Below are 12,607 nucleotides of genomic sequence, written 5' to 3'. Positions count from 1 at the left end.
ATGATTACGATACAGTAATAAGCCGGCTGCACATAAAAACATTTTAACCAAAATGTTATTGTGGTTGTGGTAGCGTAGATTACCAAATCGTTAAATAGCGGCAGAAAACCCCGTTACGGGCGCTCGTGAGCCTCAAAAAAAGCGATGAGAAACCACAACTTGGAAGGGAAGTACCTATGAGTCAATGTCCGTTTACCCACCTGCTGGATTTGGATGCCTATGTTAACGGCATGCCTTATGCCGACCTTGGCAAGCTGCGCCAGCAGGGCTCTTTTGTGAAATTTGATGACCCTGACAATGGCGTGCCCTACTGGGCGGCGGTTAAACGCGATGCGCTGGATTTTGTTTCCCAGAACCCGGATCTCTTCTCTTCCGCTGAAAAAGGGCCATTCCCGATGGAAATGCCGCCTGAGCAGGCGGCTATTCAGGAGGTGATGAACGAAAACTTCATCATCTCGATGGATCCCCCTCGGCACATGAAGTACCGCAAGGTAGTGCGTGACGCCTTTACACCTCGGGCAGTAGCCGCGATGGAGCCTTGGCTGCGGGCGCAGGCTAAAGCGATTGTTGATCGAGTGGCAGCCAAAGGTGAGTGTGAGTTTGTTGAAGATGTGGCGGCTGAGCTGCCATTGATTGCAATCCTGGAGGTGCTGGGCGTACCCCAGGAAGATCGCAAGCAGTTTTTTGAGTGGACCAACGTAATGGCCTTCGCCGATGATCCTGATGTCGCAACCGGCATTGATGAAGGCAACGCTGTTTCAATGGAAGTTATCATGTATGCCATTGAGCTGGCTAAAAAACAGCGCGAGAACCCCACAAGCCAGGTGGTTCAGGCCTTGCTTGAAGGCGAAGTTGATGGCGTCAAAGTGACCGAAGAAATGTTCGCCTGGATGTTTATCCTGATTATGGTAGGTGGCAACGAGAGTACCCGTACGGCCACAGCCCACGGCATGCGACTGTTGATGGAGAACCCGGATCAGCTGCAGCATCTGGTTGACCACCCGGAAGATATTCCAATGGCCGTAGAAGAAATGCTGCGCTATAACACCGCGTTTATCGCGATGCGTCGTACCGCTACGCAGGATATCGAGTGGAACGGCTATAACATCAAGAAGGGCGAGAAAGTGGTGTTGCACTATCACGCGGTCAATCACGATGAAGATGTGTTTGGCGACGATGCGATGAAGTTCGATATTCACCGCCACAAGCGCCATCAGGCTATTAATCGCGAGCACCGCGCTTTTGGTATTGGAGAGCATTTCTGTCTGGGTATGAACTTGGCGCGACTTGAGCTGCGTATTATTTTTGAAGAAATGATTCCGCGTTTGCGCAACCCCAAGTTTGCCGGTGATGTGACTTACATGCGCTCTTTCTTTATCAATACCATTAAAGCGATGCCTATCACCTTTGACCCGGAAACACGCGCCGCGGCCTGATTGGCACTACTGCTAGGCTCTTGCACAGGGTGTAGGAGCTTGTCCCTAAAACAAATGGCGCTCTGTCGATTCGGGGCGTCATTTTATCGGGTAACACAGCTTTAGTTGCGAATCCCCAGATGGAGCTCAAGCGGTAACCTTCTCCCTCCTATCATTCAGTCTCCTGTCCTAGGATTTACATTGTCCGCTCACGCAAGTTGCGCTGGTCGAATCTGTCGTGCCTGCCGGTTGTATCCGAGTGAATTTATAAAACATACCAATAGAAATGTTTCTGTGATATAGATATCGCCTGCAAATAGCAATTGAAACGAGATAACAACGGCGAAAACACAGTGAGCGATATTATTCCCCTGAGTGGCGTAGAGGCTTTTGACTTGGAAACCGATGTGCTCGTTGCCGGGCTGGGCGGTGCCGGTGCCAGTGCCGCTCTTGAAGCAAGGCGAGCGGGTGCTGCGGTTACGGTGCTGGAATCTTCAAGCGGCGGTGGTGGTTCTACTCAGATGTCAGCCTGCGAGATGTACCTCGGTGGTGGCACCAGGCTGCAGCGCGATCTCGGCATAGCCGATTCGCCAGACAATTTTTATAACTATCTGAAAGCCTGCTTTGGGGACAATTGCGACGAGAACAGGCTGCGTCTGTTCTGCGACGGCGCGGTGGAGCATTTTGACTGGGCCGAGTCCCTTGGTGTGCCCTACAAACGCGGTTTTTATGACGGTAGAGATGTAGTTGCCATGACCGGCGATTCTCTGCAGTACACCGGCAATGAGCGGGCCTGGCCTTTTGTCGAGATGGCGCAGGCGGCACCACGTGGACACCTACCTGCAGATGCCGATCACAGCGGTGGTCTGGTATTTATGGGGCATCTGTTGGAAAGGGTGCGTGAATCCGGAGTCAATATTCTTTGCGATGCCCGTATCACGGCCCTGGTTCAGGATGAGCAAAAGCGCGTCGTAGGAGCTGCCGCCAGAATCGATAACCGGCAGGTGCTGATTCGTGCGCACCGCGGTGTCGTGCTGTGTACTGGCGGCTTTATCATGAACGAAGCAATGACGCGTAAGCATCTCCCGACCTTGGATGGGATTGCGACCCGCCACGGTAACCCCGGCGATCGGGGCGATGGAATACGTCTGGGGCAGGCAGCCGGTGGAAATTTGATCAATATGGGCGAAGCCTTTGTCGGCATTGCCCATTACCCGCCGGCCCAGCTTACCTACGGCATTTTTGTGAATGAGCAGGGGCAACGCTTTATTAACGAAGATGTCTACCTGGCGCGGCTGGGGCACTATGCAATCCAGCAGAGTCAGGGACGTATTTTCATGTTCATCGACAATCGCCATTTTGAACGGCCGGCGTATCTAAACGTGGATATTGTTGCGGTTGGTGAAACGGTTGAAGAGGTGGAATCTGAGAGCGGACTCCCCGCAGGCAACCTGCAACATACGGTGGATTATTACAATCAGAATGCAGCGCTGGGGCAGGATCCGCTTTTTCACAAAGCGTCGGATTGGTTGATGCCACTGGATGAACCGCCCTATGCGCTGGTCAGTTACGCGCTAGATCAAATAAAACCGCCGGTATTTACCCTCGGCGGACTGGAGGTTAAACCAACGGGCGAAGTACTGCGCCCTGATGGCAGCGCAGTAGAGGGCTTGTTTGCTGCTGGCAGAACGGTTGCGGGTATTCCCAGAACATCGGCGGGATATGCCAGCGGTATGTCGGTAGCCGATGTCACTTTTTTTGGTCGCCTGGCAGGGCGTCAGGCCGCAGCACAGTCATAGCGTTTTCCCCATAATAATAAATAGCGAGCGTGTACATGATGAAACCTAAATTTCGCCAAATGCTTTTGCTTGCGATTTGCATACATGGTTCTACACCTGTGTTAGGCAATGTTCAGAAAAGTCATAATGCTGCCTTGGAAGAAGTTATTGTTACCGCCCGGCGTCGAGCGGAAAATATTCAGGAAACGCCGATAGCGGTAAGTGCGCTTACCGGAGATGATTTACGTGAACGCGGATTAGGTAATGTGCAAGACCTCGCAAAAGTGGTTCCCAGCTTGGAAGTGACGAAAAATCGCTCGAGCGCCATTTTTATTCGCGGCGTGGGTGAGAGAACCGGTTTTGCTCGCGTTGACCCGGCGGTGGGCGTGTACTTGGATGATCTTTTTCTGCCGCGTGCGGATGGACAGTTATTAGATACCGTCGACGTGGCCAGTATTCAAGTACTGCGTGGTCCACAGGGGACCTTATTCGGTAAGAATACAACGGGTGGCGCTATGGTTTTATCGCTGGTCAAGCCCAGCGACAGTGTTGAATCCTATATAGAGGCCGGCATTGGTAACGATGGTTTACGACGCGCCAAAGCCAGTTTTAACTGGCCCGTCAGTGATCATGTTTTTGTAAAACTGGCCGCCAACACTATCAAAGATGATGGCTATATCGAAGATGAGATTATCGGGACCAAGCGTGGTGGCGACAATGACAGGCAATCAGTTATCGGTCAGTTACGCTGGGATATAAGCGACACCCTCGGTCTGGATGCATTTGCTTACTATGGTCGCGTGCATGAGCAGATCGCCACAGACCACTGCAACGTGATCAATGAGCAGTCGCTGTTTATGAAAGGGCTGTATGTGATGTGGTCCGGCGATACCGATCCGAGCCGGCCCAGTGCGTTTCGAGATAACTGCGAATCCAATTCACGTGAACGACTCGGCGATTACACCACCCGCGTAGGGCCAAATCCCTACATGACGCGGGACCTTGAAACGGTGATGCTGTCATCAACCCTGCAGTGGGAAGTGAATGATACACATACCGCGAAACTGGTCTTTGGTGTGCGCGGCGCAGAAAAGGGACCGCAATGGTTGGGGGACAACGACGGCGGTACCAAGAAACTCAGTGAATCCTACGGTATTTCGTTTGCTGATCCAGAGCAGAAGAGTCGACGCGACTCCATCAGTTTGGAGCTTCAACTCAATGGTGCGGTATTTGACGACACCTTCTCCTACACGCTCGGGGCGTTTGCGATGCGCGAGACTAACGAAGAGCCGTTTTCGCTATTTACTGCCCTAGCTGGTTTTGACAGTCAGACGCTGGCACAGCTGGCGAGCAGTCAGGCACCAACCCAGCCGGTCGTGGGTGGCACGGTGCCGCTGGTGGGTGTGTTGACACCGTTGTCGTATTCGCAGTTTGGTCTTGAAAATGTAACCGCAGCCTTGTTCGGTCAGGCGAGTTATCAGTTGACCGAGCAGATTGAAGTTACGGCAGGTGTGCGCTACACCGCTGAAGAGCGCTCCTCTGATCTCAAGGTTTTCACCAGTGATGTGGAAGCAATCTCAGCGCGATTGCAAGGCAGTGGCCTGTTTGCTGCGCCGCAGTATGCCGGTGTGTTTGGGCCTGGCGCCGGTGGCTTTCATCCCTACCTTGGGCCGCTGCGCTGGCTGGATGATCCGGTAACACTGGCCAATTCGCTGTTCCCGGATACTAATGGCGATTCCATCCCTGATTTCCCGCTGGACATGAACAATCCACTGGTGGATAAAAAATCGGAGACTTTTTCGAAAACCACACCGATGGCCTCGATAGCGTATCAGTTTGATGACGCGTGGCTGGCTGCTAGCGGCTTTGATTCCGGCATGCTGTACGCTACCTGGAGCTTTGGGTTCAAGGCAGGGTTTTTTGAGCCTCGAGGAATTGATGGCCTGGAGCGTATAGAACCTGAAGAGGTTGAAAACCGTGAAGTGGGCATCAAGATTGAGGCGTTGGCTCGGTCGCTGAGGGTCAACATCGCGGCATACAGTATGGACTTCGACAACATGCAGTTGATCCAGGTAAAACGCGACTCTGCAGGCAATAACGCTGTAATTTTCCAGAACGCGGGGCGCTCAAGCATCCTGGGTTCTGAGATTGAGGTGCAGTGGATTCCGGTACCCGCCATGAGTGTTAATCTCGCCTACAGTAACAATAATTATTCCTACGAAGATTATAAAGACGCTGATCTGTTTACACAGGCGATAGGTCAGGGCGAGAAACTCAATGATCGATCTGATGAACCTTTCCAAGTATCGCCACAGGACAACCTGTCGCTGGGGGTGCAATACACGGTCCAAACGTCAGCGGGCCTACTGACGCCGCGTGTCGATTTTCAGTATCGCAGCGAGCGCTATTTTGGCATAGATGACTCAGCCTACGATGCATTCCGCGAGGACCCGCTGGCCAGTGGTGACGAGGCATTCTCTCTGATAGATTTTCGATTCACTTGGGAAAACACCGAGGGCGACCGCGCATTAAGCTTTTATGTAAACAACGTATTTGATGAACGCTACATGAGCAATTCCGGTGGCGTAGGTGATTCAATTGGGACTAACACTGGTAGCTTGATGCCACCGCGACGTTACGGCGTCGACGCGCGGTGGTTGTTTTGATTAGCGAGGGGGGCAGTAAATGAACAAAAAATGGTATGGCACAACTTTGGTCGCGTTGTTGCTTTCCGGTGTTGCACAGGCTCAACGCAGCGCACCGGCTTTGGAGGAGATTGTTGTGACGGCTGAAAAGAAAGCGGCGTCACTGCAGGACACGCCCATCTCTCTGTCGGCTTTTAATAGTGAAGATATTGAAAAGTTCGGTATTAGTAATCTCGCAGATATCCAATTTACCGTTCCCAATATGGCGATGCGGCAGTTCCCCAACTCTCAATCTTCGCTGCGGGTCTTTATTCGCGGTATTGGTAATAACGATGTACAGATAACTCAGGATCCGGCGGTGGGGGTGTATATCGATGGCATATATGTTTCGCGCTCTTCAGGGCTCGCCAACAAGATTGTGGACCCTGAGCGCATCGAAGTACTGCGCGGACCGCAGGGTACCCTCTATGGGCGAAACGCGACGGGCGGCGCGATTAATATTGTACCGCGCGCGCCAAGTGGCGAATTTGGCTGGAAGCAGAGCCTAACGCTGGGAAACTACGATAGGCTGGAGGTGCAGACCGATATCGACTTTCCGGAGATTGTCAGTGGACTGAGTGCCAAACTGGGCTATGTGTTCAGCGAGCGGGACGGCTGGGTGGAAAACCTGGGTGAGGGGCCGGATTTTGGTGACGAGCGTAAGCAGGGGGCGAGACTGGCGCTGCGCTATGATGCTTCGGACTCCGTCACTGTTGATTATGCCTACGACTATACCGACAACGATATTGGAACTTTTTATTACCAGACTATTGGTGAGCCCGCCGCAGGTTTTGAGCAGGTAACCTGGTCAGAAGATTTTATTGATTCGGTAGAACCTCGGCATCCGATTGAGGAAAGCGGTCTGCGTGTGCGAGGGCACAGCTTGATTGTTGGCTGGGATGTGAATGACGCTATGAATGTGAAATCGCTGTCAGGCTACCGCGACATGAACGAATGGATTTATCAGGATTATGGCGCCAACGCCAATACGGATCGCTTATTTGCCAATGATCCGTTTGTGACAGCGCATCGCCAATTCAGTCAGGAATTTCAGATTACCGGCAGTGCTTTGGATGACCAACTTTCCTATCTGGCCGGTATTTACTATTTCGAAGAATCGGGCTCGGAACATACCACGGACTATATTGCGCTGGCAGCCGAAACGCTGACCGGTCCACTGCCGTTGCCGATATCCAGTTTCGTCGAGCCGGTGGAAGAATCCCTGCAGACACGAACGACCTGGGCAGAGAATGAAGCGTCGGCTATTTTTGGCCAGGTGACTTATAGTCCAGTGCAGCTCGACAGTCGCTGGCACTTCACGGTGGGTATCCGTCAGACTGAGGACACGCGTTATGTGCGCGGAAGCCGTCGCAATGGCTTCTGGGGCGTGGTCTTTGGGGGGGAAGACTTTGATAACGTCGACGCTGAATCCGATTATTCCAATACTAGCCCTGCGTTTACTGTGGCGTGGGATGTCACCGATGATCTCAATGTTTACGCAAAGTACGTCGAAGGCTATCGAACCGGTGGCTACACCGGCCGTGGTGTGAGTTCACAGAGCCTGACCACACCGATTGGCGAAGAGCAGGTAGCCAATACCGAGTTGGGTATCAAATCTGAATGGTTCGACCGACGCCTGCGCGTGAATGCAGCTCTCTTTGATAGTGCTTATGACGACATTCAACTGAGCTTCGCTACCCAGGGTAACCCGGCAGATGTCGTGGTATTCAATGCGGGTAAGGCCTCCATCACAGGATTTGAAACGGATCTCACCTTGCTAGTGACGCACGATCTGATGCTAACGATGAACTATGCAAGATTGGATGCTAATGTTGAAGAGGTCATTAATCCGAACACCGGTGCCAATGAGGCTGAGGGTTATGCGTTGCCCAGTGCACCTGAGTCAAGTTATATGGTTGATTTGACCTATACGCCGTATCTCTGGGGCACGGTATCGCTATTGGCAAATATCAATTACTCCTGGCGCGACAGTCAGTGGCCTGCGGCTAATGCCAGTGTTATCAATGATGCCGAGATTGCGGATTACGGGTTGTTGAACGCAAGGTTGGGCGTGCGAGATATGGCTGCTTTTGGTGGGCTGATGTCGGTCGCCCTGTGGGGTAAAAATCTTACCGACGAGGAATACCAGCTCGACATCATCGGCGCCTTTCCGTGGTCTACTCGGGTTGGTGCATTCGGTGAGCCCGCAAGTTACGGGCTGGATGTTAGCCTGCAATTCTAGTTGCGAGAGGGGGCTGCTCCGCGTAGCCCCATCTTGCTTGTCAGTCGCGTTTCCAGAAGGGGAAGCGTACTTGAATGGATCCGCCTAGCTCTTCCGGGCCGGCATAGATAAGCGCCATATTTACCGCAGCACCACTTTCCCAGTGATAGCCGGCGCCCAGTGACAACGCATCGTTGTCGCGGCCTTCCACAATGGCCGCAATCCCCGCGCTGATATTCCAGCGACGGTTGATTTTGTACTGGCCGCTTAAGCGCACGCGCTGTTCATCGTCGAGCCTACCGAAGCGTCGCTGACTGGGTACCACATCCCAGTCCAATGAGGCCAGCGTGCGCTCTCCTTGCCAGGCTAGCCCCAAGAGCACGCCGGGGTGCTGGCGATAGACATTGCCATTACTGCCCTTGTAGCTTTTGCTGTTAAGTGATTTCACCACGAAGCTGCCATGCCACTGCTTCCAGGCTTTGTACACGCCGATATCCGCATTGAGATGATGTCGTGTTTTCAAAGCGTCGCGGAATTCATCCAGCGTGATTTCTTCATAGTCGTCAATTTCGATCGCCTTTTCGAGTAAGCGTACACCTTGATACTTCAGCGTCACGCCAACGCGTGTATCGTAGAAGTTGGTCAGGGTTTTGGAAAAGTTAACGCCAACATCACTGATGGCAATACCCTGAATAATAATGCGCGACTCAAGGTCGGGTGGGCTCACGACACCCAGTATCGGTGCGGTACGTAAGCGTTGAGCGTCATTCGGATTGTAGTCAAAGGCAGTGGCCAGGCGGCTGACCACGGTTGAAACCAGAGTTGTCTCCACACCGTCTATAGGCAACGCCACAGCGGCTACGTTGCCGCCGGACAGGGTAAACAATTTCCCGTCCATACGTTCGAAGATTGCGATCTGACGTTCAAAATCCGACGGAAACAGCAACCGTTCGTTTGATAACTCCCTGATTCGCTCGCCTTCTTCCTCGGCATCCTCAAAATCGTCTAACAGGCCGTTCTTATCGTTAAAGTAACCGCCTGTAGCTGAATTCAGTGAATAACGATAGCGCTCATTTTTCAGATGCATGGTTGCCGGGTTGGCGATAAACGACGAGGCATCGGTTTGCGAGGCGAGTCCCAACAATTCGGTATCAACAATGGTTTGCTGGGCGTAGAGAGACTGGGCAAACGAAGTGAGTACGATTGCCAGAGACTTTTTGCGCCAGCGCGAGAACAAGTGAAATGTGGCCATTAGGGTTTCAACGTAGTTGGCAAGGGGGGATTCTCGTTCAGTCGGCGATGAATTGAAAGGGTTGACTCAATGAGATCTACCTGTAGTATCTCCGCCAGTTTCAGGTGCCCACGTCGCCGTCGGCGGCACGGGATAATCGGGAAACAGGTGCGCAGATGCTGACTATCAGCTCTGTAAGTCCTGTGCTGCCCCCGCAACGGTAAACAGTTTCAGGCGTTCTGGCGGTTCTCACCTAGAGAGCCGCAGCCACTGTGTCATCACCTTTTGGTGAACAGGACATGGGAAGGCGGAGCGCTGGCATGTCATGCAACTGCAAGCCCGGAGACCGGCCGGAAACCAACGAACAGTGGCGGGGTGCCAGAAGGTTCGGATGGTTGTCGCATCTGTCCAATTACCGCATTTCGCCATGCCTTTTTATTTCCTCCCTAGGGTGTGGTTATGCGTGTTTTCTCGATTCGGCCGAGGCTGATTTTGTCAGCCCTTGTTTTGTGGCTGGCCGCCTTGCCTTCCCATGCGGACCAGCGCAGCGTTCTCGTGCTTGTCTCTGAGCGTTCGGCGCCGACACTGGTGGCTGGTGCCCATCAGCTCGCCACAGGTGCCAGTATTCAAGTTCGAACGGTCGAGCAACTGGCAGCACTGACGCAAGCGCAACTGCAGTCATTGATTCTCAACCACCAAAGTCTGGCTTTGGTGGCGGTATTTGGTGATCAGGTCGAACGACTGCTTGCGCTGAGCTATCCGAGGGAGCAATTCCGGCTGGTGATTCACAGTGACCGGCGCCTGCTGCCTCTGCACCGAGACCGGCAGGGGAGCCCCTTTACCGCGCAATCCGTTGATGCCCGGGTTGGTGAAAGAGACGACTTTAGCAATCATCAGCGCCTGAAGGCGCTGCAGCAAGCCAATCCGCTTTTTCGCGACTGGTTGCAAGCTCGTGCGTACTGGGTGAATCGCTCAGTCAGCAATGCGCGGCATCTGCTGCATTTTCTCGCCTCTGCAGGTGAGCAGAGCCCTCGCTTTGAGCCGGTGGCACTGGTGCGCTTTGCCCTGCACACGCAAAGTGAACCGCAGTGGCTGCGCGCTGCCGACCTGGCCGGTACGCTGGATGAGCAACAACCGTTGATCTGGGTGCTGGATCACGATACTGGTGAACTGGCGGGCGAGTGGGAGCTGCACAAGCAATTCTGTTCGGCGGTAAATGCGCAGTGTGTTTCGGTGCTGGCAGCGTGGGGCGAGCCTTCCGTGGATGCGGTGCGTTTGCTCGCCGCCTTGAATATGCGCCATTCCCGGCAGTTGATTGTGAGCCTGCAGGATTTTGTTATTGGCGGTGGTGAGGGCAGGGCAAGGGTCGACAGCTTGCTTGCAGGACTCAATGTGCCGATTCTCAAGGGTATTCGGGTGGCTGAGACCACGGCGCAGGAATACTGGGTGTCTTCGCAGGGCATTCCCGCCCAGAGTGTTCACTATCGGGTCGCCATGCCGGAGTTGCAGGGTGTGAGTCAGCCTCAGGTCGTGGCGCTGGCCTCGCCATCGCAACTGGATGAGCGCACTGGCGCTCGGGTAAGTCGCAGTAAAGTCATAACGTCCTCGGTCGAGCGGCTGGCAAGACGAGCCGAAGGCTGGCTGAGTTTGCAGTCTCGGGACAACAACGATAAACGCGTTGCCATTGTGTACTACAACCACCCGCCGGGGCGTCACAATATTGGTGCTGACAATCTCAATGTACCCGAGAGCCTGCTGGAAATATTGCGTTCCCTCAAGGCGGCAGGCTATGACACGGGGGAGTTGCCCGCGAACGAAAATGCCTTGCTGGATGTATTGCAGGCGCGCGGCGTAAACCTGCCCGAAGACCGGGCGGCGTTGTCCGCCATGAGCCAGCAGGTCGCCACGTTGTCCGCACATAGCTATCAACAATGGTTTGCTCAGCTGCCGTCGACGTTGCAGGCAGAGATGCGCGATGGACCGCTGGCCTATCTGGATGTTCGCCTGCGCAGCGGCTTGCAGCAGGCAATGACCTTGCCCGCCGGTAATCAGCGCCAGCGATATCTGCAGACATTGCAGATCACGTTACACAATGCCACGACTGATATCCACCACGCGCTTGATGGCTTGCGACACCCGGGGCGCGAGCGGGCGTTGCGTCTGCTGGAGCAGCTCACGGCCGGCTATGACCATCTGCTGCAGTCTGCCCTCTCCGGTGAGCGCCTAACCACGGACGACTGGCGCGAGAGTGACAGCCTGTTACAGGCGCTTGTCGCGATGGGTATTGAAGGCATTCGTGGCTGGGGCGCTGTACCGGGCAAGGTTATGGTGTGGGATGACAAACTGCTGGTGCCGGGTGTGCAGTTTGGCAAAGTATTTGTTGGCCCCCAGCCACCGCGTGGTTGGGAGATAAATGAGGAACTGCTCCATGCCAATCTGTCGTTTCCGCCACCACATCAGTACCTGGGGTTCTATCATTACCTCCATCATCATTTTAAAGCCGACGCGCTGATCCATCTGGGTCGACATTCCACCTATGAGTTTCTGCCGCGTCGCAGTATGGGGTTGGGCGAGGATGACTACCCGACCCTGATCGCTGGCGACGTCCCCGGTATCTATCCCTATATTGTCGACGGGGTAGGCGAGGGGATACAGGCCAAGCGGCGCGGACTGGCCGTCATGGTGGATCATCTGACACCACCGCTTGCCGCCACCGAGCTGTATGACGAGCTGCTGGAACTTCGCCAGCTGATTGAGAGTGCCGAGGCCGCCACTGACGCCAGCACCCGAAGCCGTGCGGTGGCTACCTTGCGACAGCGCATCGACGAGCTGGGACTGCGCGACGAACTGATTGCCAGCATGGATGAAGAGCTCACAGTACGCGGTGTCGGCTTTGATGACATTGATGAGGAATTTCTGCTGCATGAGGTGGGCCACTATCTCACCAATATTCAGGAAGACTATATGCCGCTGGGGCTGCATGTTTTTGGTCGCGCCTGGTCGGAGTCAGCGCTGGACACCATGCTTACCTCCATGGTCGGTGAGCAGGTGCTTGATCAGAAAACCCGACAGCAATGGCGCATTGATCTGGCGCGCTCGCCGGCTGCGGAGATGCAAGCATTGCTCAATGCCCTGAACGGTCGCTATGTCCTGCCCGGCAAGGGCAATGATCCCATTCGCACGCCGGAAGCCCTGCCCACCGGACGCAATTTCTACGCCCTGGATGGCAGCCTGCTGCCGACGCGGGTGGGCTATGCCGTCGGCAGTGAGCTGGCGGT

6 protein-coding genes and 1 riboswitch are annotated in these 12,607 nt (G+C 54.3%); of the genes, 5 read left to right on the top strand and 1 reads right to left on the bottom strand.

Going from position 1 to position 12,607, the window contains the following annotated elements; translation table 11 throughout:
• Positions 1–176 precede the first annotated feature (176 nt).
• The 4 genes from ABYP39_RS06305 to ABYP39_RS06290 all read left to right on the top strand — a co-directional run bounded on the left by ABYP39_RS06305 (position 177) and on the right by ABYP39_RS06290 (position 8,119).
• Positions 177–1,436, top strand: a complete 1,260-nt coding sequence (locus tag ABYP39_RS06305) for a cytochrome P450 (protein WP_372759066.1) — start codon at positions 177–179, stop codon at positions 1,434–1,436.
• 302 nt (positions 1,437–1,738) lie between these two features.
• Positions 1,739–3,214 carry an FAD-dependent oxidoreductase gene (locus ABYP39_RS06300; protein ID WP_372781638.1) on the top strand — a complete coding sequence of 492 codons (1,476 nt, stop codon included), beginning with the start codon at positions 1,739–1,741 and terminating at the stop codon, positions 3,212–3,214.
• Between the two features lie 35 nt (positions 3,215–3,249).
• Complete coding sequence (locus ABYP39_RS06295) at positions 3,250–5,859, top strand: TonB-dependent receptor (protein ID WP_372781636.1); 2,610 nt, start codon at positions 3,250–3,252, stop codon at positions 5,857–5,859.
• Between the two features lie 19 nt (positions 5,860–5,878).
• Positions 5,879–8,119, top strand: a complete 2,241-nt coding sequence (locus tag ABYP39_RS06290) for a TonB-dependent receptor (protein ID WP_372781634.1) — start codon at positions 5,879–5,881, stop codon at positions 8,117–8,119.
• Between the two features lie 40 nt (positions 8,120–8,159).
• Here the strand turns inward: ABYP39_RS06290 and traF are convergent, their stop codons facing one another.
• Positions 8,160–9,350: a conjugal transfer protein TraF gene (gene traF / locus ABYP39_RS06285; protein ID WP_372781632.1), complete on the bottom strand. Its 1,191-nt coding sequence runs from the start codon at positions 9,348–9,350 to the stop codon at positions 8,160–8,162.
• Positions 9,351–9,435: 85 nt separating this feature from the next.
• A riboswitch (cobalamin riboswitch) is annotated at positions 9,436–9,699 on the top strand.
• A 122-nt stretch (positions 9,700–9,821) separates the two neighbouring features.
• On the opposite strand from traF, the gene ABYP39_RS06280 reads away from it, so the two are divergent.
• On the top strand, positions 9,822–12,607 hold a 2,786-nt coding region (locus ABYP39_RS06280), incomplete at its 3' end, for a cobaltochelatase subunit CobN (protein ID WP_372781630.1).

This window comes from Litorivivens sp. (genome assembly GCF_041625495.1).
Taxonomy (GTDB): domain Bacteria; phylum Pseudomonadota; class Gammaproteobacteria; order Pseudomonadales; family Spongiibacteraceae; genus Litorivivens.
The sequence above is the reverse complement of the archived record's forward strand: the minus strand, read 5'-3'. Positions and strand labels throughout refer to the sequence as shown.

What these genes read in the sequence shown, in the direction of transcription:
- traF (WP_372781632.1), bottom strand. Translation starts at nt 9,350, where the DNA reads ATGGCCACATTTCACTTGTTCTCGCGCTGGCGCAAAAAGTCTCTGGCA.
- ABYP39_RS06305 (WP_372759066.1), top strand. Translation starts at nt 177, where the DNA reads ATGAGTCAATGTCCGTTTACCCACCTGCTGGATTTGGATGCCTATGTT.
- ABYP39_RS06290 (WP_372781634.1), top strand. Translation starts at nt 5,879, where the DNA reads ATGAACAAAAAATGGTATGGCACAACTTTGGTCGCGTTGTTGCTTTCC.
- ABYP39_RS06295 (WP_372781636.1), top strand. Translation starts at nt 3,250, where the DNA reads ATGATGAAACCTAAATTTCGCCAAATGCTTTTGCTTGCGATTTGCATA.